This is a genomic window from Synoicihabitans lomoniglobus (assembly GCF_029023725.1).
Lineage (GTDB): Bacteria > Verrucomicrobiota > Verrucomicrobiia > Opitutales > Opitutaceae > Actomonas > Actomonas lomonigloba.
Window position 1 is genome coordinate 4,940,818 of sequence record NZ_CP119075.1, and the last position, 26,825, is coordinate 4,967,642.

The following is a 26,825-nucleotide window of genomic DNA, read 5'->3' on the forward strand; positions in this document are numbered from 1 at the left end:
CGCATCCGCGACTTCATGCTATTGCCGGTCAATCGCTTGGATCAGCCCCGACCAATATTGGCGCTGAACCGCGGAGAATCGGGTTTCCTGCGCGCGTTCCCTCATCCGTAGAAACTCCACCGCGTTGCCCGCAAAGAACCGTCCGCGCCACCGCGGATCGAGCGAGCGAAACACCTCATCCCAGGCCGCCAGATAGCCTTCGAACCCCGGGACCTGCTGCATCATGTGCCAGTCGGTTCCATACATGACCTTGTCCCCCAACCGCCACTCGCCGTCGGCGGAAGGGAGATCGATCAGGGAGGAAAGCCGCGCTCCGGCCAGGGCCCGGCCCCGCGGCGTCAGCACCGGCTCCAAAAAATCCAGACCGCAGTAGACGTTCTTGAACTCGAGGCATAGGTCGACCACCTGACGACCGTAGTGCCACCGCTGCCGTTGCGCCGACGACACGGGGGGCATCGTGCTGTCCAGCCGGGGGTCGCTGAACCAGAACGCTTCACCGCCGGCGTGGCCGAAGCACAACACCAGGTCGGGATGTTTTTCTAATACCATGCGCCAGAAATACGGGTCGGAATTCTCGCCATATCCAGCCTCCGCCTCGAACCCGACCGGAGTGCAGTGCGTGAACAAAGGAACCTTTTTCTCCGCCGCCCAGGTAAAGAATTCGTCCAGAACCGCATCGAGTTCGCCGGCGTCCCGCCACTGTTCGTAGCGCGACTTCCATCGGTCCAACGCGGAGGGTTTCCAGACGGGCGGGCGGGCGGGAATAACGTTGGCCGCTACTCTGTAACCGCTAGGCGGATACACCTTGATGCCCCAGGCACCCGCCGCCATGGCTCTCTGGGCGTAGGGCAGTGCGTCGCTATTTCGGAAGGGATCATAGGCTGAAAAGTGAATCAAACGCCCGCCCTGGCGTCGATCCAGCCGGGCAAAACCATCGATCTGCCGATCAAACAAATTACTCGGCGAATCACCGTAGGCCGTTCCCATGTCCATCAGATGATGCAGGAACAAATCCACCTGCGGATACGCACGTTCCCGCAGATAGGTGGCGATCTCGTCCTGACGACGCACCATGATGCCGAAAAAGCTGAGATATCCGGCCAGTTTCTCCCGGGCCGAACGCAGCGTCCGGATTGATTTATCCTCCCCACGGGCCTCCTCCCCGTGTTCCTCCTCGATCAGGAATCCTGCCTTTCGCAGGGATTCCACAATCAACACCGCGTCATCGGAAAGCCCGTCGAACGCACGGCGCATTTCCAATGACTTCACGCCCTCCTGGGAAAGTTGGTCATCCCGCCACTCACGCTCACGCCTTCCCCCTCCCGTGTCCTTGTTTTCGGGTGGCGGCGCGTCTTCATCCGCAAGCGCGTCCGGCTCGTGCAGAAACCGCAGCAGGATGATTCGCTCAGACTGTTCAAGGACGGTAGCCTCCGGTTGATCGACCGATTTCCATAAGTTGCGTCCCTTCAGCCCCTCTCCCTCCTCGGCCGCCGGAGTCATGTGCAGGATCGACCGCGCCAACACCCCCGCCACCACGGGCCCAACGCCTTTCGATCGCAGAATGCCATACACCGGCAAGTCTCTGACGTTGAAAACATGGGTATGGACATCGATCACCCGCACGGCCGGGGCTTCTGCGGTCGCCGGGATCTCGGCCCGCAGCACCGACTCCCCCAGGACTACGCCCATGAGGATCGAAAATCGAATGGCCCGAAAATGACCAAGATGAAGCGGGTAGGATTGCATGACGAATGGGGAGGAGTAAACGACGTCCCGACCGGGGCACCTTCCGTGGTATAACGTCGTTTTTCCCCTCATCCTGACAAATCGCCTCCATCCACTCCCCCCGAGCGACCCCGGAAGCGTTCCGCCCAAGGGTGGGCGGTCGATGCGAGCCGCCCCTTTTAATCCCCCATCAGCCCCTTGGCCCCACCACCAGTCGAGCCACATCGCGACGGATCGCGGTGGTTTTCGGTTTTCGCGCCGAGAGGTTTCCGACCAGCGTTTCGCCATGGCCTCTTCAGCTCCCCTTCGCCTCGGTGTCATCGGCGCCGGCGCCAATACTCGCGAAAAACATCTCCCTGGATTTCAGACCCTGCCCGGCGTCAGTGTCGAGGTGGTGTGCAATCGCAGCCCGGCGTCGAGCCAGACCGTGGCGGACGCCTTTGGCATTCCGCGCATCGCATCCGATTGGTCGGCCGTGGTGGCGGACCCCACCATCGACGCCATTTGCATCGGCACCTGGCCCTACCTCCACGCGCCCATCACGATCGCGGCGCTGGCCGCCGGCAAACATGTGCTGACCGAAGCGCGCATGGCCATGAACGCGTCCGAAGCGGCCGCCATGGTGGAAGCCGCCCGACAGCAGCCCGAATGCGTCGCCCAAATCGTGCCGTCGCCAATCACCCTGCCCTGGGACGCCACCATCGCCCGCCTCGTCGCCACCGGTGCGATCGGCGTGCTCCGGGAGATCCATTTTGTGAATACATCATCGGCCAGCGCCGATCCGGCCGCGCCGTTGAGCTGGCGGCTGGACCGAAGCCTGAGCGGACACAACACGATGGCCCTCGGTATCTGCTACGAAGCAATCCAGCGCTGGACGCTTCGCCGCCCCACCCGGGTCTGGGCCACCGGCACCACCTTTACCACCCGTCGTCTCGATCCCGCGACGGGTGCCGCCCGCGAGGTGGAGGTGCCGGAAAGCCTGAATTTCGTGGCGCGCGGTCCGGAGGGTCCCGTGATTTCCGGCTACCTCAGCAGCGTCGAGTCCGGTCCCGGCCGCAGTGTCTTTGTGCTCAATGGCAGTTCCGGCACGCTGACGCTCGATCTGACCACCCAGGAACTGCGGCACACCCCGCATCACGGCGAAACCCGCCTGGTCGACATCCCCACCGCCGAACGGGGGGGCTGGCAGGTGGAAGCCGATTTCGTCGCCAGCATCCGCGAAGGCCGCCCCGTGACCCACACCTCGTTTGCCGACGGTCTCGACTACATGCGGTTCACGACAGCGGTGCACGACTCTGTGACCGCCGGCGGCATGGAAACAGGAGTGCACTAATCGATTCACCCTTCGAGAAAGTCAGTCCGATTCGATAAAGCCTCGGTCAGGATCGGATCAACGGCGGATTGGATTTCGATCACGAGCTGGGGATCCATGAAACGGTAGCGATCCTCAATTTCCAGCACGCGCAGATCCTTAAACTTAACCGCTGCGGGAAAACTCGCCCGTAGCCGCTGGATGTGTTTGCGCTCCATCACGAGGATCAGATCAGCCCACTGGATATCGGCCGTGGATACAGTGTGGCGCGCTTTGGCACTCGTTCCTGCGGAACGCGTTTTGATCTGCGGATGCTCCCGGTAGATTTTCTCGGCCGTTGTGCTCCGCCATTGGTTCTTCGAGCAGATAAATAGCAGATGCAATGGTTCCATGGCCGCGTAAGGGTTGGACTCGGTTCAACCGAGCTCAAAGCACAACTACTTCTTCCGCAGATTCAACTTTCATGACCCTTCGCGGGCGGTAGAAGCACCGTTGCGTTCGGGACGGTTCACGTTCTGCTTTCGGTAGCTCCCATGCCCGTTTCTCATCACGCCCTGCTCACGCTGGCCCTCGCCCTCTCCCTCGGGCTCATCCTGATCGTCATCTCCCGGCGGTTAAAGTTGCCGACATTGGTTTTTCTGCTCGCAGGCGGCATCCTGTGCGGTCCGGAGGGCTGGGGTATTCTGGAGCCGGATGCGTTGGGCGAGTTTCTGCCCGTCATCGTATCGCTGGCCGTCGGCATCATCTTGTTCGAGGGCGGGCTGACCCTCGATATCAAGGGCTACCTCACGGGCTCGACCGTCATCAAACGCCTGCTCTCGGTCGGCGTGATCATCACGTGGCTCGGCGTCACCGGCATTGTGAAGCTCTTCTTTCCCGTCGACTGGTCGACCGCGTTGCTGGCGGGCAGTCTGGTGATCGTCACGGGGCCGACCGTCATCGCCCCGCTGTTGAAACGTATCCGTATCCAGCCGCGCCTGCATCACATCCTGCAATGGGAGGGCGTGCTGATCGACGCGATCGGCGTGTTCATCGCACTGCTGTGCTTCGAATGGGTCACCGCTCAAAGCGGCGGCGAGGGCGAGGCCTTGCTCAACTTCGGCGTGCGTGCCGTGACCGGCCTGGTGTTTGGCGGCGTCGGCGGCTGGGTCATTTATCTCGCGCTGAAGTGGCGGCTCGCGCCCGACAATATGACCAACAGCTTCGCGCTGGCATTGGCGGTGCTCGTGTTTGGCTTAAGCGAAACCGTGCAGGCGGAAGCCGGACTGTTGGCCGTCACGGTCGCGGGTTTGATCGTCGGCTGGCGGCGACCGGTCGAGCTGCAGAAGATCCGGGAATTCAAGGGCGAGCTGACCGAGCTGTTGATCGGTTTGCTCTTCATGCTGCTCTCGGCGCGTCTCGACTTGTCGCGCTTCGTGGCGTTCGGCCAAAGCGGCATCATCGCGGTGGCGGTGTTGCTGGTGACGGTGCGGCCGCTCTCGATCCTGGCATGCACGTGGGGGTCCGGACTGAATTGGCGAGAAAAGGTTTTTCTCGGTTGGGTCGCCCCTCGCGGCATCGTGGCGGCGTCGATGGCGTCCCTGTTTGCGTTGGCCTTGGCCGATCGCGCGTCCGCTTCGTTTGACCCCAATTTCGTCGAGACCTTCACCTACAGTGTGATCGTCACGACCGTGGTGTTGCAGGGCTTTACGGCCGGCGGACTCGCGTGGCTGCTGCGCCTGCGTCAACCCATGCCCAAGGGCTGGATGGTTCTCGGAGCCCACGGCCTCGCCCGCCCCATCGCGACGTTTCTCACGAAAAATACCGGCACGCCCACCGTGTTGATCGATCGCAACCAGCGCAACGCCGTGGGTGCCAGCCGTGAAGAGTTCACCGTCATTCACGGCGACGCGCTCGAACCTGAGATGCTGATGGAACGTCACGACCTCGTGCAGACGGGCCACCTGCTCGCGCTCACCGGCAATTCCGATCTCAACGAACTCGCCTGCCACCGCTGGGCCGAAATGCTGCCGCGGACCAACTTGTTTCGTTGGAGCGTCGACGGCGCCGCACGCCACGAGCGCGGCACGCACGGCACCGCCATCTGGACCCAATTACCCCGCCCGGGATTGATCGCCGATGAGCTCCACACCGGCGAAAGCGAACTCACGGAGTTTGTCGTCGAAAAACCCGGCCCGCTGCCGCCCAACACCGTGCCGTTGTTGATCGCCCGCGACCGCACGGTGCGACCGGTCTCCGCCGCCAAACCCGATTTCAAAAAGGGCGATCGTTTGCTGCTGTTGCACCGCTCTGGCAGCTACCTCGCCAGCGCCTTGGCGGCCGGCGGCATGATCGACCTGCCCAACATCGAAATGCAGGCGCCCTACACGCGTTTGCTGGAGGCCTTGGGCGAGAGCTACCCGGCCCTCGATGTCAAAGCCCTCGGCGAGGACTTGATGCATCGGGCGGAGACCTTCCCGTTCGACATCGGTCACGGCGTGGCGGTGCCCCACGGCTACGCACCGGAGTTGCCCGGCCGCGTCTGTTTGTTCGCCCGCGATCGCAGTTTTGGTGCGCTGACATTTCTGGTGCTCAGCCCCCACGCCGATGCCGACGGGCACCTCGCCACCCTGGGCGAAATCGCCCGGCTGTGCTCGATTCCCGAGCGCCGGGTCGCGCTGCTGGAAAGCGAAGATCTCAGCACGACCGTGGCCATCGCCCGCGACTTCGGCCACGGTTAAACTTGCCGCCCCGCCCGCCCCGTCCGGCCGCCTCGTCGCAGCCGTATCTATCGATCAACTACAGCAAACCTGATCCGCTAGGGCGTCGCGCGATTTCACCAATGCGTGGCGGTTAACGTGAGTCTCGAAGCCCGCCGGAGCCAGCGCCCGGAAACCGATCCGGCAACTGGAGGTCTGTGCAGAGCGTCCCTCTCACGATCACCTTCGACCCTCACTTATCATGCCCGCTCAAGGATCCACCGGAAACGTCATCGCCGCCATCGCCAGTTTTTTCATTCCTGGCCTGGGCCAACTCATTCAAGGCCGAGTCTTGAAAGCCATCATCATGTTCGTGGCCGCCACCGCCCTCTGGTTTGTGTTGTTGGGATGGATCATTCATCTGTGGTCGATCATCGACGCGGCTGTGTTCAAGGGCGCGTCATCCACGTGACCAACGACACCGTTGCCACGACCGATCCCCGGCTGAGTCGGGTGCGTCGGCTCGCCCGCTGGCTCGACCGATCAATTCCGATCGGCGGCGGTCGTCGCATCGGCATCGATCCCTTGCTCGGCCTGTTGCCCGGCGGCGGCGATGCCCTCGGGGCGATGCTGTCGTGTTACATCCTCTTCGAAGCAGCACTCCTCGGGCTCCCTGTCCGCACCTTGGGACGCATGTTGGGCAACATCGCGATCGAAAGCATCGTGGGTATCGTTCCGCTCTTCGGCGACCTGTTCGACTTTGCCTGGCAGGCCAATGTGCGAAACGTGCGCCTGATCGAGACCGCCTATCGACCGGACCGTCCCACGCGCTCCGGTGCGGGCGTCATCTGCCTCATCGCCGCGGTCTGCGCTCTCCTGCTGGCGCTGATCGTCGCTGCCACCTGGTGGTTGGTTTCGGCGCTGTGGAGCCTCCTGCCAATTTGAGCTGTGTGTCGAGGCAACTCAACGCGACCTACGGACATCAGCGCGGTCGAGCAACAAGCTGGCGACTCCCGAATCCCACCGAGCTGATCGGCGGCGCACACACCGATTCCTTCCGCGGGGGCTTGCCCCCCGAACCCGCCAACATCACCGAGGCCTACGGCTCCGTCGCCTCACCTCCGCCCAATCGCTCGCGCAGCTCACCGATGTAGCGATCAATCTCGTGCGCCAAATCGATCAGCTCCACCACCACCGGGCCAAGATGCTCGGGCGGGATGAGGTTGTCCTGCTGACAACATTCCGTCGCTCCCAACGCATCGTCCACGTAACCGCGTGCCCGCTTGAGCCGCACAATCTTCAAGCCGCACCTATCGAGCGCCGGGGGCCAGGCTTCCCCGTTAAGCGCTCCGGCGAGTTTGGGCCCGATGCTCATCGCAGCGATGATCAGCGCCTTCACGGGATGTTCCTCCATGGTCGCCTCGTCGAGCCACCCTTCGGAAAGCGACAAAAAGTGCAGCGTCACGAAAAGATCCTTGGCGCGTTGCACGAGGGGGTGGTTGTCCTCCAATTGCGCACGCGCCGAGGCCAAGTCGCGTTCGTCCGACGCTTCCGGGTCAAAGGAGTCTTCGAATTGCTCATCCAACCACGAGTCATCCGCCATGGGTTCCGGTTCGCCCAACTCGTCCCGCAATCTCGCCTGCTCCTCCGCCAGGATTTCCTCAAAATCCGCCGATCCGCCTTCGCGTTTCAGCCGTGCGTTCACCCGATCAATCAGCAAATCCTGGCGGGCTTGCCAGATCTCCGCCTCCTCCTCGGTCATCGGTGGTTCGTCATCCGTCCACTCCGACCGCGTCTCTTCCACGGCGGCGATCTCATCCGCGTCAAACGCCGCGTTCAATTCATCAAAAAACGCCGTCACCGCACGACTGTTGGCCTCGCGTTGCGCCGCTTCCTCGGCCTCGGACATTTCCCACGTGGCTTCCCCCACCGCGATGAGATCGTAATCCGCCGACTCGATGACGAGCCGACCATGGGTCTCGCTGAACCACTCCAAGTAAAGCGCGTTACCCCAATGCCACGTCCACGATTTTTTGGCGCGGATCAGTTCACGCAGCTCATCCATCGGCACATCCGGCACCTTCACTTTACGCGAAGCCGTGATGTCACCCACCGTGCCCGATTGGGTCGCGGGGAGATCGCCCAAATCCCGCAACTGCGGATTTCGATTAACAAAATGCAATTCACGGCCGGCCACATCGCGCCACGCGTTGCCCCGCAAATCCAACTCGATCGGCTCATCGCGGCCCACCAACCAGATCCGACCGCGCACGCGACCCCGTTCCCGATTATCGATCTCTCCGCGCACCACCGCTTCGTCGATTCGCCATGCCATGCTTACGGGCGTAAATGCACGCCACCAAAAAGCGAGTTTCGATCTCCAACACGCTCCCCGCACGGGCGGCTCGATCCCATGTTCGTATTACGAACAATTGGGCCTTCGGCGGCGGACGACAGCCTTCCGGCGGGATCGATTTAACCGAGATTCCGCAGTTGGATTTTACAGAAGGCAACGAAGAGCACGAAGCTGGAACGAGTTGCATGCCATGCCGTTTAATCGATTTAACTCACTTTATTACAACGCTTTGTTTACTTTGTTACCTTCTGTGAACTGCGTTAATTAGGTTTAACCGGGGTCCCGGCAGTTCCTCGTCGCGGAGCCGATCCCACCACCCGGTGTGCTCACGCCGCCGACAACATAGCGCGCACTTCGGTGGCGGTGCGCTCCAGATGCGCCAGAGCGGCGCTTGATTCGTCGGGCGGCGTGGACACGGCCGGCAGGGCATCGAGCGCCGCCATCAATTCGGCTCGGTTCTTCCCGAGATCGTCAGACTTCGCGAGTCCTTCCAGCCCCGCCGTGATAGCCGCAAAATAGCCGGCGGACAACGCGCTCGCGTCGACGGGGCCGTCCCGCAGTCCCACCATGATCAGGTTGGCCAAACGCAACACCCGGCGATTGCCGTTGGCCAGCGTCGCGGCTTGTTCGATCTCGGCGCGCGGGTTGTGGGCATCGGCAAACAGGCGCCCGACCGACGAGAACAAGGCCACTCCCGCCGCCTCCGCCTCGCGCTTCGCGCCGACCGTCGCATCATCCATCGCCCCGCCCACCTGCAAACGGGCCTGCAGTTGGTGCAAATAGGCCGCCGTGGTGCGCAACGCCCGCGCCAACACCGGGGCGAACCGATCGTGCTCCCACATGGGCCAGAAAAGCAGGGCCGCCACCAGCGCGACCACTCCCCCCGCCAAAGTCGACCCGATGCGTTCCCACGCGAGATTGGCACCGCCATCGCCCGTGTGCTCCAACAACAGCACCACCAGAATCGTGACCGCGAACACCGCAACCGCATAATTGCGCTTGAGGAAGTAGGCGAAGCCGAACACCCCGATGCCAATGCCCACCAGGTGCATCGTCGGCCCCGCTCCCCACCAGACCAATCCGCTCGCCACCACACTGCCAGCCAGCGTGCCGCCGAGTCGTTGCCACACCCGCCGCCGCGTGGACCCATAGTCAGGCTGCATCACCACCACGGTCGTGAAGGGCAGCCAGTAGCCGTGGGGAATCGCGCCCCAGCGATAAACGAGCGTGCCGAGCCCCGCGCACACCGCCAGCCGCACCCCAAAACGCACCAACGCCGGATCAACGTGCCGACTGAAATTGAGCGCCGTGGCCAAGGGCTTGAGCTGCCATGTTTGCAGATCGAAAAGCTCCGCCGCGAACAACGCCCGCTCGTCCGCGCGATCCAACGTCGCGCGCAACGCTTCCAGGAGGTCCGGCACCGCCGCTTGCACGCGCTCGAACAGCGATGCCAACAAAACGGCATCAGCACGATTCTCCTCCGTCGCCAATCGCGCCTGGACGGTTTCGAGCAACGCCGTCAATCGGCGCAACCGCACTTCACACGTGGCCAGGTGCGTCGGCTGCCGCGACACCACCGCCACCGCGATGCTGCGCGCACTGTTGGTCAGATTGGTGCGCAACGGTCCCAACGCCGGCTCGATGCGGGCCGCCACCGTCTCATCACGCAATCCTTCCAAGGCCGTGTGCACCGCCATCACCCGCACCCCCAGACGCGCCGCGCGCAGGCTCAACGCCTCCAGTCGATCGGCCAGCCCGTGGTGGCGATGCCGCGACGCCCCGGCCAATACTTTCGCCGTTTGATCGAGCGTCACCCGCAGTTCGCTTTCCGCCGCCTGCACCGCCCCTGCCGGTCGTCCGTCCTGCAATGCATCGAACAATCCACTCGCCGCGATCCAGCTGTCACTGGCCGCGCGCCGCAGCGGATGTTGGGCCCGAAACGGCCACAACGCGGTTTGCAACCCGAGCCCGATCAAACCGCCTCCCAGAATGCCGTTCACATGCTCACTCAGATCGCCCGGTCCAGTCGTCGTGGCCAGGCTGATGAGGAAAACCAACATCGATGACGCAGTCAGCGGCAGGCCGTAGTCGCTGCCCAAATGACGCCACAACGCCGCCCCGGCCGCGACCACCATCGTCGCCAGCACAGCCAGCCCGAGGCTGCCTGCCGCCCACACGCCCAGCGCCCCGACCACCGCCAGCAAGCCGATCACAGCGACCAGCAACAGGACGCGGACCCGGTAGTCACCGCGCACATCCAACATCGCGATGTTTTGCGCCGCGAGCGCCGCAAACACGGCCGAAACCGGCAGCCCCACGGTGGCGTTCAGGACCAACGGAATCATGAATCCCGCCGTCGCCCGCGCCGCTCGCGCCGCATCCGGCCGTCGGGCCGGATCGCGCAACTCCTGACGAATGAGATGGATAATGCCCACGGCGTTCACTGGGCCGGAAACCAAACCCGTGAACGTGCTCAATGCAACGCCACGACAGCGCGGGCCGCGGCCCGGCTCGGAGCGGTTACCCGAGCCGGGCTCGCGACCTCACTTCCGCCCGCGAAATCCGCCCATCAAATAGACGATGAGCACGATCAGCAGGATAAGACCGAGGCCGCCGCCGCCCACCGCGGGGCCGCCAATATAAAAGCCGCCCCCGCCAAAGAGGAGAAGAAGGAGAAGGATGATTACGAGAAGGTTCATGGTATGATTTTTTGAGGTTGGAAGGATGCGATTTGCACCGACCCCCGTTACGTCGCACTGGCCGTGCCAGCTGACCCCCTTCCACCGTATCTACCTTTCTCAGTGATTCTTATGAAAAGTTGGAAAAAATGCATGATGCCAAAACCAGCAAAACGCATGGGGCCCAGACTTCATTTCAGGCAATACGCACGCTCTTGGCATCGCTTGCCTCGGCGCCAACTCAGGCACCGTCGGCCAACGCCTTCGCCGCTTCCGTGTCCGGGGAAACGGTTTCGTCCTCCCCGATGGAGTGATCCAATTGCTCGCTGAACGCTTGAATGAAGGCATGGCGCACAATGCCACCGATGGTGCGCAACGTATCCACATTGGCATCACCGAGCTCGCCACTGAACGGCAGACGGGTGCCGAGTTGGTCGCGCTCATGGTTTTTAAAGATCGTCGCCAAAAAGCTCACCCCGGCTTCCCACAAACTGCCGAGAATCGGTTTATCCTGCAGCGGGTAATCTGAAAAATCCACGTTCTCCAAAAAGGGTTTCACGTAGCCCTCGAAACGTCCGTCGCGGGCCTGCATCTCCGCAAACACTGAGATGGTGCCCGCGCTCACATCCACCCCGGCGTGCGCCCGCAAGAAGTCATTCAACCGAGGCAAATCGACATCGCGCAATTCCACATCCAGGTCGAAACGCGGTTGCAGCGCAAACAAGTCTCCCTCGCCGGAAACCGCGAGGCGCCCCGCTCCATCCGTGTTGGCCTCCAACGCCAACGAAGCCGGCAGATCCTCCGCCACTGCTGCCCGGTTGCGCAGTCCCATCGCCACCATGTTGAGATCGCGAAGACGAATGTCGTAGGGCAGATCGCTCTCCTTGTTCAGGAGTCGGATCTCACTTTCGATGATCTCGAAACGCGCGATCTCCACGGGAAACAAATCCTCCACGACGTCCTGCCATCGTGCATCCGTCGGCGTCTGAGTCGCGGCATCGGACTTGCCTTGCACAAAGGTCAACTCGGCCCGCGTGACGTAGATCTCACTCAAAACGCGGCCGCGCAGCAACAGTCCCCAAGCGAGCGAGAAATCAATTTCCTCCGCCCGCAGCAGCGGGATTTCCACCGTCCCGTCCGTCTGGTTCAACTCAACGCCTTCGAGCTGATAAGCCCCCCGCAGCAACGATACATCGATATCCTCCACGTGGCCGGTGTATCCCGGAATCTGCGCCAGCCGCCGGTTCACCGCCGTCTCCAATCCCCACGGCAACACCGCCCGCAGCACCACGAGCAGGACCACGACGACCAACAACCACCGCAGCAGGGCTGCGCTGCGAAGTCGACGGTTCACGGTTCGGAGCACGTTCATGTTGATGCAATTTTCCAGCGCCCCGGCGCGACGGCATCCGGCGAGCGCCGACCGCCTCACCTCCGCTGAGGCGAAGCGACCGGGCCCGGCGATTCAGGCATGCTGACCGTCATGCACGCCCTCGGTAACCTCCTCCACGAGTTTGGCGCAAAACGCCTCCAGGTCTCCGGGGTGACGGCTTGTCACCAAACCCTGGTCACACACCACTTCGGAATCCTCCCATTTGGCCCCCGCGTTGAGCAGGTCGGTTTTGAGAGATGAATAAGAGGTGAGCCGACGACCTTCGACCACACCAGCCTCGATCAACAGCCACGGGGCATGGCAGATCGCCCCGACGGGTTTGCCCGCATCGAAGAATGATCGCACGAACTTCACGGCGGCTTCGTCTTGGCGCAGCGTGTCCGGATTAATCAATCCGCCCGGCAGCATGAGGGCGTCGAAGTCCTCGGCCCGAGCGGAGTCGAGCGCGACATCCACCGTCACTTCATCCGCCCAATCGCCATCCGACCAACCCCGGATGGGGCCGGTTTCGAGCGAAACGATCTTCACGGTGGCTCCGGCGTTTTTCAGTCTCTCGACGGGTTTTTTCAATTCACTCTCCTCGAATCCGTTGGTGGCGAGGACAGCGACAGTTCGTTTGGCAATATCAGCATTCATAGCGTGGCAAGGGGGGTTGAGATTTCGGGTTGCACTGAAAAAAAAGTGGCGATCGGGAGGCGGAACGGTCCGAAGCGGGTGGGTCACAAACCGCGTTCGCGGCGCGCGGCCAACATGCGCTCGCGCTCCGCCGCATCCACGCCTTCGAGCGCCAGGCGCTCGGCGTCCTCCTGCTCGTCGCCCGAGGACACATCTTCGACCTGATGCCCCCGGCTCGCCGGCGGCTCACTGGGATCACGGATCAGGCCCACATCCGATTTTTCGTTACCGGAATCGTGGGTGGGCAACTGCTCGCCCGAGATCTCACGACGTGCCTGCTGCATATCTTCGGTGCTGTATTCGTCGCCCGGTTCTCCGCGCAGCCGAGCGAGCGCACGGGCGCGGTTTTCAAGTTGTTCCGGCGATCGGTCCGAAGCTTCGTCGATCCGCTCGTCGCGCATGATGGTGCCTTTGGGTGAGTTATTCATGGCTTAGTTTTTTAGTTCAAGCGGTGAACGGCACGCCATGGTGGCGGCGTGAACAACAGCGAGTCACCGCACACGCAGTCGGCTGTCTCCTGTGCATCGACCACCAAGCCTGCAGCTGGTTCGCGAACCGGCCCAAAAAACCCGATCGGGCCGAAAGTTTTCCGGATGCGACCGGCCAACCGTTCCGGTTACACCCTTGACCCCTCCGACGCGGCGCGAAAGTTGGATTCCATGAATCGTCGTGAGTTCTTGGGTCGCAGTGCGGTGGTCGGAGCAACGATGAGCCTGCCGCATCTGGGCCGGGCGGACGAACCGTCCCCGCGCCCGCCCAAATCCGGACAATCCCGTCCCAACATTCTGTTCATCTGGACCGACCAGCAGTCCGCGCACGCCATGAGCAACGCCGGCAACCCGTGGCTGCATACGCCCGCCATGGACGAATTGGCGGCGCAAGGCGTGACGTTCAAGCAAACCTACTGCTCCGACCCGATCTGCGTGCCGTCACGCGCCAGTTGGTTGACTGGACAAATGCCGCACCGCACCGGCGTCACCTTCAATACCGAAGAGGGCGGCGTGGTGGGCGCACCGCTGTCGCGACGATTTGCCGAGCAAGGTTACGACACCGGCTACGTCGGCAAATGGCACATCCCACACGCGCCCGACGACAAAGCGTGGCACGGTTTCGAGTTCACTCGGCACATGCGCAACAACCGGCTCGACCCCGATGTGTTGCCCGCCTGCAACGAGTTCCTGCGCACGCCACGAGACCACCCTTTCTTTCTCGTCGCGTCGTTTCTCAATCCGCACGACATCTGCGAATGGGCCCGACTGGCCGCCGGAGGACCCGACGTGCTGCCCAACGGCCAACTGCCACCCGCTCCGCCGCCCGAGGCGTGCCCGCCCCTGCCCGACAACTTTGAAATCCCAGCCGGCGAACCCGACATCATTCGCACCATGCAGGCCCGCGGTCCCAAACTGTATCCGACCGTGGGCTGGCCCGAAGGCCGGTGGCGCCAATACCTGTGGGCGTATTATCGCCTCATCGAACGCGTCGACGCCCAAGTCGGCGCGATCCTGCAAACGCTGCGCGAAACCGGTCAGGACGAAAACACCGTGATCGTTTTTTCGAGCGACCACGGCGACGGCGCCGCCTCCCACCGCTGGAACCAAAAAACCCTGTTCTACGAAGAAGTCGCCAAGGTGCCCTTCATCGTGCGTCCGCCCGCCTGCGCCCGCGCCGGACAACGCGACGACCACAGTTTGGTGAACCTCAACCTGGACTTCTTTCCCACCGTCTTTGACTACGCCGGCCTTCCGGCGACACCGGGACTGCCCGGACGCAGCGTGCGCGGGTTAATCGAAGGCCAGCCCGGTGCGACCGGCCACCCCTTCGTCATCAGCCAAAACGAAATCACCAACATTTACGGCGCCTCGGAAGGCGTCTACGGCCGCATGCTCCGCACGGCGCGCTACAAATACGTCCGCTTTTCCACCGGTGAAAAACGCGAACAACTCTTCGACCTGACCGACGACCCCGGCGAGATGCAGGACTTGGTCACGAAGACGTCCCATACCGACGTGCTCGCAGAGCATCGCACCCTGCTCGACGACTGGATGCGCCGCGAAGACGACCACATCATGGCTGGTTGAGACGACAGCGAATGACGACGGCGACCATCGGCTCCGACTCAGGTTGGATTACCCGCTCAACGGTGGGAGTCGGTCCGATCGACATGGTCGGGTTGGAAACGCGTGAACGCTGGGCCCGGCCCCGCCGAAAGGTCTGACGTGAACACGAGCGAGCCCTCGGCGGGCTCAAACAGGTCGTCGACCTGTCGCACGAATGCCTCGTTCCAGCCCCGGGATTGGCCGTAAAAATTGATCTCACTCAACAAGCGGTCGTAACGCGCGTTTTCCCACTCGCGCACGGTCGACTCATACGCGAGATAGGCCGTGATTGATTCGATGTAGGACTGCTTGCCGGCCTCATAGGCCCGGGCCGAGGAATCACGCAGCACTGCGTGCTGGGCGACCAGGTCCTCGAGTTCGAGCACGCTGCGCCGCGATTGATTCATCAATTCCTGGCGGTAGCGATCCGACTTCTCTTGCTGGACCTGGCTGACCTTAAGTTGGCGTTCTTTGGCCAGCTTGCGATACGTGAACGTCTTCGCTTCCGAGCGATTGATCCCCCGATTGAAAATATCCCACTGCACGGCCACCCCCGCCGCATAACCCGTAATATCGCGGGCGCCGCCAAACACGGAGCCATCGGCATTGTCCAATTCGTAACGCCCGAACAAACTGAGCACCGGCCACGTGCGACGCTGAGTCGCGGTAATCTGGTGCTCCAGTTCATCGATCTCCGCCTCCAACGTTTCCTGTTGCGGATGGGAGTTGGTCTCCACCGCCGCGGCCGCCACCGCCTCCGCCAGCGAGGCTTCGGGTGACAGCTCGACCCAAGAGGACTTCAGCACCTCGCCGCCAACTCCCAGATTGGCCAGCTCATAGTGGAGCTGCTTCACATAGTTGTTCTTCTCGCGCTTCATGCCCGCCAGCGAGAGTTTGACGTTTTGCACATCGGCGATGGTCGCCAATTTGACGTCGTAACTCTTCGACACGCCTTCGAGCTCCTTCTGCAACCGCTGGATGACGCGATCGGCCGAGCCACTGAGTTCGTAAAGCCGCACGGTGCGCAGGAAACCCTCGACGATGCGCTGCGTGCGCAACTCCCGCATCTCGCGATTGAAATTGTGCTGCCGACGGTAGCGGGCCCGGGCGGCCTCGACCTCGGGCGCAATCGTCGGATCATACAGCGGCTGCGACACCTCGACGTTGAGCAAGGTGTTCGAGAAGCGCGTGATGCCCTCGCGGTAGATCGTCGTATCCGTGGCACTGATATCCTGCTCCACAAAGGATTCACGCCCGATCACAAAGAGCCGCGGAAAATACTGCTGACGTTGGGTTTGAATCTGCTGTTCCGCCGCCCGCAGTTCATACTCCGCCACCTCGACGTTCAGGTCCGCCACGATCGCCGCCTCATAGATGTCCATCAGCGTGCCGGCCCGCAGGCTCGCAAGCGGAAAACCGCCGACGGCCGCCATAAAAAGCCCGGCCCCCCAACCAGACCGCGCCAGGCGGGCTCCAAAATAAAATGTAGTTGTTATTCTCATACGACTATTCTTTCGAAAATGGGGCGGAGCCGGGTCGCGTTATTTTCCGCACCGCCTGATACAAATTCCTATCGACGGGCATCCAATACGGCGCATTCGCCCGGGCTCGCCATCGCTGCAAGATCTCCGGATCGGCATTAATGCGGGCATCGCCCCAATCCAGCGCCCGGTGTTGGTTTTGGGAGTCCCAGTTCACGTTGATGATGCTCACCGCGCGGATCTCGGGATTACCCTCCACGAACTCAAAAAACGGTTTATACCAATAATCCCAATACGCCGCGCCCCCCTGCTGCTTTTGCCGCACGGTATAGCGGATGGCGCTGGCCTCGGCGACGAGCACCGGCTTGGCCTTCTCCCGGGCGAAGGCCAACACGGCTTCGCGATTGGGCGCTTCGTGGTATCCTTCGTTGGTGACCTGAAAAAAGCTGACGCCGATCCAGTCCACCCACTCGTCGCCCGGATACCAGTCCGCCAACGGGTGTTCCATGTAGGTCGGCAGCATGGCGTAGGAGTGCCAGACCAACAGTATGTCGGCGCTCTCGCGCATCGGCCGGGCGATGGTCCGGTAGGCGGCTGCGAACACTTCCGGCGGATACCGATTATGGGGACCATCAAATTCGTAACCGATCCGCAGAAACACCGGTCGCTGCAATGCCTGCAACGCGGCATGAAGCTCCGCGATCTGCGCATCCCGTTCACCGGCGACAATCTGGTAGAGCTGCTCGCGTGACAGCCACAGACCGATCTGGATCACCAGAGGATCCTGCGCCATCAACAAATACGGAAGATCCTGAAAGTTGTCGCCCGGGGCATTGGCGTGCGGACGCTTCACGCCGGAGAGATCCAACGACGTATAAAACGCCGCCCCGCCCGGCAACGGGGCTTCGTGCCCCCGACCGCTGACCTCATTCAGATACTCACCGAACTCGTCACGACTTTGTCCCGCGATCAGCAAAACCGGCGCGCGCTCCACCGGTTCGGCCGCCACCCCGGAGGCCGCGATCCCGGCCGCGCCCATCAGCGCCAGAAGATGTCGCCATGTTCTCATCGAAAAACAAACATCCGGGTGAACAGGGTCTTCATCGTCGCTCGTATGCTGCCGATGGATACAGCCCCCACCGTGTCCAACAGGCCGTTGGGCGTGGGCCGCTGCACGCAGATCAAACAGGAAAAGAAGACCAACCAGGCGACATAAATGGTGAGCGAGATCATCAGGCCCACGTTGTCCTGCATGTAGAACCCCTGCCCCTGCATCCACCCGTAGCGGTAAAGGATGCCCGCGCCGGTGATGGCGAGTAGCAGCAGGTGCGGCCGCATGACGTGCCAATAGATTTGGGTTCGTTGCGAATCGAGTTTCTTGCTCGTGATATTAAACGACTGCCGGAACGGATTCAGCGCCACTTTGGCCATGGCCGAGACAAGGTAGTAAATTCCGACAATGCGCCCCAACTCGGACACCAGCGGGATGGTTTTTCGATCGGTCAGCCAATAGAAACCATAGATTCCGATCAGCATCCGCGGCGCGAAGACCACAAAGAGGTGACCGAAGTCCGAGCGAAACGGCGAGACGCCAAACCACCAGTAGATGGCGGGCGAGATCAGTAGACAAAACGTCCACAGCGTGCCCACGTGATAGAGAACGGGATCGAGGAAAAACAATCGATCAAGGATAGACAGACGCTTGCCCCGCAACACACCGCCTTCCGCAAAAAGGCACTGCAGGGAGCCCGCACACCACCGAGCGCGCTGGAGCACGAATTCGCCGATATCCTGCGTGGCAAAACCCGCGCTAAGACGCTCGTTGAGAAACCGCGTTTTGTAGCCGTGGGAGAGCAGCACGTAGGTGGAGTGCAGGTCCTCCGTGATGGTTTGCTCGGGGAAACCTCCGATCTCCTCAAGGCACGCTCGCTTCACCACAAACCCCGTGCCGTAGCAGAACGCATTGTCCCACGTGTCGCGGCCGGACTGCATCACATCGCTGAACATGCATTGGGCTTCCGGCCAGGCCTTTTCCCCAAACAGGTTATACTGGATGGCATCGGGGTTTTTGAAATATTGGGGCGTTTGCACCAGCCCCACCGACGGATCATCCAGCAAACCCGCCGTCCGCCACAGGAAGTTCGGCTCCAAGGCAAAGTCAGCATCGACGACACTCACCAGCGGGTTCGAGGTGACGGTCAGCGCGTGGTTGAGGTTGCCGGCTTTGAAGCCTTTGCGCTCGGTCCGCGCCACATAGGCCACGCCACTCGCCAGACATAATTGTTTCAACCAATCGCGCGCGCCGTCATCGAGCACCCACACCCGAAAGTTGGGGTAGTCCACCGCAACGGCGGCATCGATGGTGCGCTGCAGGATCTCCTCCGGTTCGTTATACGTGGGGATCAGAATATCGACGCCGATCGCTTCTGGCCGCGCGCGTAGCTTCGCCTCGGCGACATCCGCCTCCGGGCTGCGTCGGCTGGGGGATATCAGGACAATGAAATGCCACGTGATCACCAGCGTCGCTGAAAGTTCGAGCCCGATGAAGAACCACGACCAGAGCGACTCGAAACCGATCACGAACGGCGGCATCGTGGACTGCAGCCGCCACCATACGTAACGCACGTTCATGATCACGAACAGCGCGACCACGACCATCCGCACGGGCACACTGGACCAAGACACCCGGGACGAAATCATCCACAGGCCAAGGAACAACAGCACCGTCGCCAGCACCTCGGGATACAGGTCCGTATTCATCCGTGACTCCTCAGCAGGAAGCTTAGCCGCACCAGGCACTTCTCCACCAGCCCCCGCTTGCCGCTCGAAACCAACACCTTGGCCAATTGGCCGATGCTGGCGGGTTTCAGCTCGTCGGGCTGCACTTCGATGGTGACCCGCAACAGCGAAGCGTCCGTGGAAATCGTGTTGATGATGTTCGGAACACTGGGAGTTTGCTCCTGCACCTGAATGTCGGTCACCAGCCCCTCCACAAACCGATTTTCCGTGACGAGGAACACGTGGGCCGCGTCACCGATCGCGATGCTGTTCATGAACTCACGGCGGAAATACGCCTCCACAAAAATTCCGCGGGCATCGGCGATCTGCAGCACCGTCTGGCCATCCGCCAGCGTCTCGCCATTGACGACCTGCTGCCGCCAGACCACGCCCTCAATCGGGGTGTTGATCGCATAGGATTGATCGGATTCCAACGTGGTCCGGGCCCATGCGATTTGCCGTTCCACTTCGCTGAGTTCCGCGGCCAGCTCATTGCGTTGGATTTTGAGATTACCCAATTCCTGTTCGTAGGAACCGATGCGGGCCACCAGCCCCTCGATCGCCTCCCGGGAAAGGTCACCACCGAGACTGCCGGTGTTTTCCAACTCGGTTTTGATCATGAACCACTCGGACTCGGCGGCCGTGAATTGCCTCTCCGCCTCGGTGGTTTGCGCCCGCGTTTCCGCCCATTGGCCGGAGGTGATGATGCCGTCGCGAAACAACGGGGCGATCCGCTCCTGGTTGGCCTGCTTTTGCGCATAGGCTTCGCGCTGGATTCGCACGTTCTCCACCGCCGACCGGTAACGTCGCTCCAGCGCTTCCCGCGCAGTCAGACGGGTTGCCGCCGCTTCCTTTTCCATCTCGCTGAGTTTCTTCTCCCGCTGGGCAATCGAGCTCTCAATGATGCCGACCTGTTCGCGCAACTTGGTCCGGGTAAACTCCCGCTCCTCCAGCTCGCGCCGCACCTTGGTTTGGTCCCGGGTCACGCGCCCAATCGATTCGCCCGCTTTGAGCAGGTTGCCCCGGCCCACCGTCGGCAAGCCGTTGATCGTGCCCTCGTCCGAGGCCCTCAGGCTCACCACCTTCGAATTAACGATCGAATGGGAACTGTAGGGAAACAACGGCGGCAGCAGAATCGCCCACAGCGACAGTCCGATCAGGGTCAAGGCGCAGAAAATCTGGATCGAGCCCAGCACCACCCGAACGCCCACCCGGGTGGGCTGCCCATGGCCGACCCGTGAGACGGCGCGGCCAATACGAAGAGGAATCGCTAATGCTTTCATGAAGAGAAAAATCCTGGACCGTGATCAGAATCGAGCGGCACGTCCCCACCTCGACGCGTCGGAACCGGCGACCAACCGACCCTCCAATGCCCGCTCATCAATCACGGGCGTTGCCAGCGACCACCGCGTGTCAGTCACCGCGGATCCGATCGTCAATAGGCCGGCCGAGGGACACAGCTTCCCGGCTTGGCGTGGGGGAGTGGGAGTAGGCATCTACTCTCCAAAGCGAAATTCCGCCTAAAAATGTGTCACGAGGCCGTCAGGTTTTTAAACCCCGGGGTTCCTCCCCGGGCCCTACTCACGGGACCGGACACCGGGGCGGGCGCAAGGGACTACCCTGGTTAACGCAAGTGCTTGCCCAGGAAATCTCCTATCCGCCCGTAGAGCTCGGCACTGTTTTCGACCAAGCTGGTGCCGTGGCCTTCGCCGCGGATAATCACCGTCTCGTGGATTACGCCGTGGGTTTTTAGCGATCGAATCAGGCGTTTGGACTCCCCGACGGTCACCACGCGATCCTCTTTCCCGTGCGCCACCAGGACGGGCACTTTGATGCGATCCACGTGACGGCCGGGCGAGATGCGTTCGAACTTCTCAGGATCGTCGCCCGGGTTTCCCAATCGTCGTAGCAACACGTCATAACGGTGGTCCACGTAGCGCTCCCCTTTGGTCCATTCGATGAGCTCGGCCCAGTCAAAGACTCCGGCAAAGGTCACCGCGCAACGGTAGAGATCGGGCTCGTGCACCACCCCCGACAGCGCGAGATAGCCCCCAAACGAACTCCCGGCAATGGCGACGCGCTGCGGGTCGATATAACCGGACTGCAACAGTGTTCGCGTCGCCCGGGTCACGTCGTCGTGCATTTTCAAAAAGTCCCACTGGTCCTCACGTGGAAACATCCAGTTGTAACCCAGCGATCCGCGGTAATTGGGCTGCAGGACGGCGTAGCCCAGGTTGGCCAAATACTGCACGTTCCGGTTAAACCCCCATGTGTCGCGCACCCACGGTCCCCCGTGGGGCATCACCACCAATGGCACCGGGTGATCCCGCGATGCTCCGGCCGGCAATGTCACGTATGCGTCCAGCTTCTTCCCCTCGGCCGTGGCAAACTTCATCATGGTCGTCCGCTGCATCCGCTCCGGATCAATCCACGGCCGGGACGCCGCGATCAGGTCCAAACTGCGCTTCGACATATCCAACAAATAATAGGTCGGCGGGTGGCTATCCGCATAGGCAGAGACGACGAATTTCGAGCCGCTATCATCGCCATCGACAATGCGTGCCACCCGGCCCGGGAACTGCGCGTCCAATAATTTTTGCAGCGAAGCATATCCCGCATCGAACCACATGGCCTCCGGCCTGGTTCGATCCATCTGCACTCCCACAATCTTTGACGACTTCCGGTCGCGATAAAACCACCCCGTGAAATCATAATCCGGATCCTCCAAAACCACATCCGACCATTCGCCGGATCTCACATTCAGAAAACGCACCGGGCTGGGTTTCCCTCCGGTCGCTACGGCCTGCGCGATAACTTCTTCCGGACGATTTCCCGCTCCCAACAAGGTGACCGTATCCAGATCCACCGGGGAAATGTGCCACGCGTCGTCCTGCCAGAAGTGGAATTGCCAGGCGCCGTCGTTCTGCACCAAGGCACGAGACAAATTGCCGTGCAGATCAGCGCCATAAGCGACGTCCTCACCACCCGTCGGCTCCGGCAACATGCGCTCCACATGACGCTCGTTTGAGCGCTCGACGCCTACGATTCCACCCGTCGTCCGGAATTTTTTCAAATCGGTCAGCGGCCCGAGATCGAGTTTCGCATCCAGCACAAACAATCCTTGGGCGCGCTGGCGACCGCCTTGCTTGACCCAGAACACCGGGTGAAGCGGGTCGTCATCCGGAATCCCGATCAACGAGGCGAAACCATATTGATAAATAGGATACGGCTTGGACAGCCGATCCAGCCGCGCGACCAGCCACCCCAGATCAAACCGGTGGTCCAGTGACAGTCGGAACAGAATCCGGTCGTCTGTTAGCCAGTGAAACGAAAGCACACTTTTATCACCGCGACCGCCCACGACTTCACGCGTGCCAGCCGCGAGATCGATGACCATCAGTTGATACTGCTCTTCTCCGCCCGCGACCAATGCGGCGATATGGGTGCCCGCGCGGGTAAGGCGAGGTGAACGCATGTAATCCGGTCGGAAAAAATCCGTGATCGGAATCGGCTCGTCGGCGGCGACCGGAACCTGGCGTTCCAAATCCACGCTCGGAGACGCCGCCCCCAGAGAGATCGCCAACCAGGACACACTGCATAGCGCTAATCTCCGCCAGCGCGGGACCACGCCGCCACCAAGGGGTAATAACCGGGACATGCCGGCATCGAACGACCGACCAGCAAGAGAGTCCAACCCCTATCGCCGCACTCCTCGGCTTGCGGCGACGCTTCCCCGGAGCCTCACTGTGAACATGATCACTCGTGGTAATGACGTCGCCTGGGAAGCTTTGGATGAAAACGTGTCGCGGCGCGTGCTGCAAAACGGCGATACGCTCATGCTGGTGGAGTTTCGCTTCCGCCAAGGCGGCATCGGCGCGATGCACCGTCACGCTGATCACGAACAGGTGGGTTTGATCACCCGCGGACGCTTCGAAGTAACGGTGGGCGACGACACGCAAGTGCTCGGCGTCGGCGACAGCTACTACGCTGCCAAAAATGTGCCCCACGGTGTCCGCGCCCTGGAAGACGGCACCATTATCGACGCCTTCACGCCCGTTCGCACGGACTTCCTGTAGGGCCTCAACGAGCCGTGGCTGGCCAACCGGCAACGGACCGCGGCAGCAAAAACGCCCGGAAGATAAAGCAGGTCATTTACCGATAGTGTTCGCGCTCGGTCGGCATCCGGTGTATCCGCGCCATCCCTCATGCCACCTCGTCGCAACCAAATCCACGTCCGTGCCGTGCGCACCCCCGAAGCGATTCTCGCGCTGCGGCTGCGCCTAGATTCCTTTCCCGAAGAAGCCCGTGAGGACGGATTTGACTACTTCAAAGACGGCGCCGTGCGCTCGGTCGCCTCTGCGGCCGACCACCTGGTGAGCGCCACCGTCGCGCACGACACGCCGCGCACCGTCACCCTCTTTTTCACCCGCGGGGATTGGTCCACCCGGTGCACGTGCCGCGCCCACAAAGACTGCAAACACGCCTACGCCGCCGGTCAGGCGTGGATTGCCGCCGTGGAAGCCGGTCAGCCCGATGGCCGCGATCCCGCCGAGATCGTGCCCACGACCGAGTCCAAGCTGGCCGCCAAGCTCCAGCCCGCCGGCGACCGCGCCCTCGATGCCGAGTTGGGGCGCTGGCTGCGCGCCCTGCCGGAATCCACCCAACCCGCTCTGTCCGCCGGGGAGGCTTTGTTTGCCGAGGTGCATGACCTGCGAGTGCGACTCGACCCGCTGGGCAATTGGATGTTCGAAGCCCAGGCCGCTGCCGGCAAACCCTGGAAAACTCCCACCAAGAAATGGCTCACGCAACTCTCGCAGTTGCGTCCCGCGGATCTCGAGTTTCTGCCCCCGCCGCGGGCCGCGCTGGCCACGGCCCTCGGGGCCGAATTCCGGCTCAGTCCCCTCGGCCTCAATCCGCGCCAACCGCTGCCGCTCGACGCCGTCGGCGGTCTCCTCCGCAGTCAGGCGGTCCGCCCCGCCCTCGCTCTCGCCGACGGGAGCCCGCTGATCATCCAACCCGAAGCGCTCGTTCCCGAGGCCACCGTGAGCGCAGATGTCGCCGACCGCTTTGATCTTCACCTGGTCACGCCCGACGGCGAACCGGCCGATACCGCGCGCCTCGTCGCCGAGCAACCCGAACCACTTTACCAATTTCACGGCGAGCTTTGGCGCGGTCCGCCGCCGCCCCCATCCGAGCGCCTGCCCGTCGCCGCCTTGAGCGACGCTCGCCTCCTGCCGCGTTTGCGGGCCATGGGCCTGCGCCTGCCCGAGGGCCACAGCGCCGAACTGCGCACCATCACGCTCAAGCCGCACTTGCGATGCTGGCTCTCGCCCTCGATTGACGGACAAGAGCGGGATTTTCACGCCCAACTCACCGCCCGGAGCGAAAACCCTCCGTGCGAGCAGGTGTGGACCGACGACGTCGTCGGCTGGACTTGGAATAAAAAAGCCCTGCCCCCTCCGCGAGTTGCCGGTGCCCCCGCCCTCGAGTTTGATTTGTCGCAAGCCGAGGAGGCCAGCGCCCGCTTCCGCGGTTTCCGGCTGGGCTGGGACGGCTGGGCCGAATCGTGGATGCGCCCGGTCAACGACTTCTTCGCCGAGGAGTTCGTCGAGTGGCACAGCAACCAATCACCGCAACTCGAGATCGAAGTCTCGCCGGAACTTTCGAGCCTGCTCGGAGCCCCGCTGCAAGCTCACGTCGCCACGTCAATCGCGCCCGGCACCAAGTCCGAGCAGGACTGGTTTGGCCTCACCGTCGCCCTCAAAGTCGAGGACACCAAACTCAACGCCGAGGAGGTCGCCATGCTCATCAAGGCGAAGGGCAAATGGGTGCACCTGCCTCGCCAGGGCGGCTGGCGTCGCATCAGCCAGGACGTCGACGTCGCCCCGGAAACCGCCGCCGCCCTCGACAAACTGGGCCTCGGTTACGAGGACGTGCTCACGGGCGGACGGTCGCTCAAACACGAGGTGCACGTCCTGCAAATGGCCCTGCAGGCCGAGTCGCTGGCCGACCGCGACTCCGTATTCGTTCATTTGTTACAGGATCGAGCCGCCGAGTTGCGCGCCCTGCCGCCGCCACCCGTGCCGACCGGTTTGCAGGCGACACTGCGGCCCTATCAAATCGAGGGGTTTCACTTCCTCGCCCACCTCTCGGCCCAACGGCTGGGCGGCGTGCTGGCTGATGACATGGGACTCGGTAAAACGGTGCAAACCCTCGCGTGGTTGCTCCACTTGTCCGCCCAGAAATCGACCAAGAAAAAATCTCCCTTCCGCGCTCTGATTATATGCCCGAAAAGCGTCATGCACGGCTGGCTGGTGGAGACGACCCGCTTCGCGCCCGACTTCGGCATCGGGGCATTTGACCCGCTCTCGCGCGCCGCCGCCGTAGCCGAGACCGGTCCGCGCCTGCTCGTCGCCAACTACACCCAACTGCGGCTCCACGCGGAAACCTTCCGCAGCGTCGACTGGGATGCGGTGGTGCTCGACGAGGGTCAGTTCATCAAAAATCCGCGCAGTCAGGTTGCTGTCGCCGCCCGCTCCTTACGCGCTCGTCGGCGCGTCATTCTGACCGGCACGCCGATCGAAAACCGACTCTCCGATTTGTGGAGCCTGTTTGCCTTTGCGCAACCCGGTCTGCTCGGCGATCAAGCGGGCTTTCGTCGCCAATACAACGAAGTCGATCCCGCCTCGCTCGATCGCCTGCACCGCCGCGTGCAACACTTCCTGCTGCGCCGCACCAAAGCCCAGGCCGCCCCCGATCTGCCGCCGCGCACCGAAGACGAAATCGTGGTCGAACTCGAAGGCGATCAACGCCGTCTCTACGACGCCGAACTCAAACGCGCCCGGGCCGAACTCCTCGGCATCGAAACCGCCGCCGAGTTGGGCAAGGCACGGTTCAACGTGCTCGCGAGCCTGCTGCGTTTGCGCCAGATCTGTTGCCACCCCGCGCTCGTGGACCCGACCCACGCCAAGATGCCGAGCGCCAAACTCGAAGCCTTGATCGAGCGCGTCGAAGAGCTCGCCGAAGAGGGCCACCAAGTCCTCGTGTTCAGCCAGTTTGTGGAGATGCTGCAGATCATCCGCCATCGCCTCGAAGGCGAAGGCATCGGCCATCTCATGCTCACCGGCGCGACCGAAAACCGCGGTGAGTTGGTGGAGCGTTTTCAAAGCGACCCGAGCAAGACCGTCTTCCTGTTGTCGCTCAAAGCGGCGGGCTTCGGTCTCAACCTCACGGCCGCGAGCTATGCCATTCTCTACGACCCGTGGTGGAACCCGGCCGCCGAAGCGCAGGCCATCGACCGCATTCACCGCATTGGCCAGACGAAACCCGTCATCGCCTACCGCCTCATCTCGGACGGCACGGTGGAACAGAAAATTCGCGCCCTCCAACACGACAAAGCCGCCCTCGCCGCCGCCGTCGTGCAGGAAGACAGCCTCGCCAAAGTCATGGACCTCGACAGCCTCCGCGACGTGCTTTCTTGAGAAGGCGAATTATCCCTCAGATGTAGGAGCGAGCTTGCTCGCGATCCCCTCGGTCGATGCGCGTCAGCATGAAGAGCGGCGCTGCTGCCTGAGGAAGTTTTCCGGGCAAGAGGTCAGAAATCGCATGACTGCGCGCCTTCGATTCTTCTAGTTCGTAGGCAAACTCAGGAGA

Annotated in this window: 20 protein-coding genes; 7 read left to right on the forward strand and 13 right to left on the reverse strand. The window is 62.4% G+C overall.

Annotated elements, in window-relative coordinates; all coding sequences use genetic code 11:
• Positions 1-18: 18 nt before the first annotated feature.
• On the reverse strand, positions 19-1,746 hold the full coding sequence (locus PXH66_RS18915) for an amidohydrolase family protein (protein WP_330930949.1): 1,728 nt from the start codon (positions 1,744-1,746) through the stop codon (positions 19-21).
• Positions 1,747-2,011: 265 nt separating this feature from the next.
• On the opposite strand from PXH66_RS18915, the gene PXH66_RS18920 reads away from it, so the two are divergent.
• Positions 2,012-3,058 (forward strand): Gfo/Idh/MocA family protein, encoded by a 1,047-nt coding sequence (locus PXH66_RS18920; RefSeq protein ID WP_330930948.1) that lies wholly within the window; start codon positions 2,012-2,014, stop codon positions 3,056-3,058.
• 5 nt (positions 3,059-3,063) lie between these two features.
• Here PXH66_RS18920 and PXH66_RS18925 read toward each other — a convergent pair whose 3' ends face one another.
• Positions 3,064-3,429 carry a low molecular weight protein tyrosine phosphatase family protein gene (locus PXH66_RS18925; protein WP_330930947.1) on the reverse strand — a complete coding sequence of 122 codons (366 nt, stop codon included), beginning with the start codon at positions 3,427-3,429 and terminating at the stop codon, positions 3,064-3,066.
• 141 nt (positions 3,430-3,570) lie between these two features.
• Here PXH66_RS18925 and PXH66_RS18930 point away from each other — a divergent pair, with 141 nt between their 5' ends.
• The 3 genes from PXH66_RS18930 (at position 3,571) to PXH66_RS18940 (ending at position 6,660) form a co-directional block, all read left to right on the forward strand.
• Entirely contained in the window at positions 3,571-5,757 is a 2,187-nt protein-coding gene (locus PXH66_RS18930; protein ID WP_330930946.1) for a cation:proton antiporter domain-containing protein, read from the forward strand.
• A 220-nt stretch (positions 5,758-5,977) separates the two neighbouring features.
• Positions 5,978-6,187, forward strand: coding sequence for a DUF6677 family protein (locus PXH66_RS18935; protein WP_330930945.1), 210 nt, complete (start codon positions 5,978-5,980; stop codon positions 6,185-6,187).
• Positions 6,184-6,660 carry a DUF4112 domain-containing protein gene (locus PXH66_RS18940; protein ID WP_330930944.1) on the forward strand — a complete coding sequence of 159 codons (477 nt, stop codon included), beginning with the start codon at positions 6,184-6,186 and terminating at the stop codon, positions 6,658-6,660. The genes PXH66_RS18935 and PXH66_RS18940 overlap by 4 nt, the downstream gene beginning before the upstream one ends.
• Before the next feature lie 154 nt (positions 6,661-6,814).
• Here the strand turns inward: PXH66_RS18940 and PXH66_RS18945 are convergent, their stop codons facing one another.
• The 6 genes from PXH66_RS18945 to PXH66_RS18970 form a co-directional block, all read right to left on the reverse strand.
• Positions 6,815-8,050 carry a hypothetical protein gene (locus tag PXH66_RS18945; RefSeq protein ID WP_330930943.1) on the reverse strand — a complete coding sequence of 412 codons (1,236 nt, stop codon included), beginning with the start codon at positions 8,048-8,050 and terminating at the stop codon, positions 6,815-6,817.
• 347 nt (positions 8,051-8,397) lie between these two features.
• On the reverse strand, positions 8,398-10,506 hold the full coding sequence (locus tag PXH66_RS18950; RefSeq protein ID WP_330932114.1) for an FUSC family protein: 2,109 nt from the start codon (positions 10,504-10,506) through the stop codon (positions 8,398-8,400).
• A 108-nt stretch (positions 10,507-10,614) separates the two neighbouring features.
• Positions 10,615-10,770: a hypothetical protein gene (locus PXH66_RS18955; RefSeq protein WP_330930941.1), complete on the reverse strand. Its 156-nt coding sequence runs from the start codon at positions 10,768-10,770 to the stop codon at positions 10,615-10,617.
• A 220-nt stretch (positions 10,771-10,990) separates the two neighbouring features.
• The gene (locus PXH66_RS18960) at positions 10,991-12,121 is read right to left on the reverse strand and encodes a DUF748 domain-containing protein (protein ID WP_330930940.1); all 1,131 of its coding nucleotides are present in this window, start codon (positions 12,119-12,121) and stop codon (positions 10,991-10,993) included.
• A 93-nt stretch (positions 12,122-12,214) separates the two neighbouring features.
• The gene (locus tag PXH66_RS18965; protein ID WP_330930939.1) at positions 12,215-12,778 is read right to left on the reverse strand and encodes a type 1 glutamine amidotransferase domain-containing protein; all 564 of its coding nucleotides are present in this window, start codon (positions 12,776-12,778) and stop codon (positions 12,215-12,217) included.
• 83 nt (positions 12,779-12,861) lie between these two features.
• The gene (locus tag PXH66_RS18970; protein WP_330930938.1) at positions 12,862-13,245 is read right to left on the reverse strand and encodes a hypothetical protein; all 384 of its coding nucleotides are present in this window, start codon (positions 13,243-13,245) and stop codon (positions 12,862-12,864) included.
• Positions 13,246-13,476: 231 nt separating this feature from the next.
• Here PXH66_RS18970 and PXH66_RS18975 point away from each other — a divergent pair, with 231 nt between their 5' ends.
• Complete coding sequence (locus tag PXH66_RS18975) at positions 13,477-14,895, forward strand: sulfatase family protein (protein WP_330930937.1); 1,419 nt, start codon at positions 13,477-13,479, stop codon at positions 14,893-14,895.
• Positions 14,896-14,951: 56 nt separating this feature from the next.
• Here the strand turns inward: PXH66_RS18975 and PXH66_RS18980 are convergent, their stop codons facing one another.
• The 5 genes from PXH66_RS18980 to PXH66_RS19000 form a co-directional block, all read right to left on the reverse strand.
• A complete protein-coding gene (locus tag PXH66_RS18980) occupies positions 14,952-16,415 on the reverse strand; it encodes a TolC family protein (protein ID WP_330930936.1) in 1,464 nt (487 codons plus the stop codon).
• Positions 16,416-16,419: 4 nt separating this feature from the next.
• Positions 16,420-17,463: a glycosyl hydrolase gene (locus PXH66_RS18985; protein ID WP_330930935.1), complete on the reverse strand. Its 1,044-nt coding sequence runs from the start codon at positions 17,461-17,463 to the stop codon at positions 16,420-16,422.
• Positions 17,460-19,154, reverse strand: coding sequence for a glycosyltransferase family 2 protein (locus tag PXH66_RS18990; RefSeq protein WP_330930934.1), 1,695 nt, complete (start codon positions 19,152-19,154; stop codon positions 17,460-17,462). Before PXH66_RS18990 ends, PXH66_RS18985 begins: the two co-directional genes overlap by 4 nt.
• Positions 19,151-20,455 (reverse strand): HlyD family secretion protein, encoded by a 1,305-nt coding sequence (locus tag PXH66_RS18995; RefSeq protein ID WP_330930933.1) that lies wholly within the window; start codon positions 20,453-20,455, stop codon positions 19,151-19,153. The genes PXH66_RS18990 and PXH66_RS18995 overlap by 4 nt, the downstream gene beginning before the upstream one ends.
• Before the next feature lie 341 nt (positions 20,456-20,796).
• Positions 20,797-22,647 (reverse strand): alpha/beta hydrolase family protein, encoded by a 1,851-nt coding sequence (locus tag PXH66_RS19000; protein ID WP_330932115.1) that lies wholly within the window; start codon positions 22,645-22,647, stop codon positions 20,797-20,799.
• A 277-nt stretch (positions 22,648-22,924) separates the two neighbouring features.
• Here PXH66_RS19000 and PXH66_RS19005 point away from each other — a divergent pair, with 277 nt between their 5' ends.
• Positions 22,925-23,248: a cupin domain-containing protein gene (locus PXH66_RS19005; protein WP_330930931.1), complete on the forward strand. Its 324-nt coding sequence runs from the start codon at positions 22,925-22,927 to the stop codon at positions 23,246-23,248.
• 129 nt (positions 23,249-23,377) lie between these two features.
• On the forward strand, positions 23,378-26,653 hold the full coding sequence (locus PXH66_RS19010; RefSeq protein WP_330930930.1) for a DEAD/DEAH box helicase: 3,276 nt from the start codon (positions 23,378-23,380) through the stop codon (positions 26,651-26,653).
• Positions 26,654-26,825: the final 172 nt, after the last annotated feature.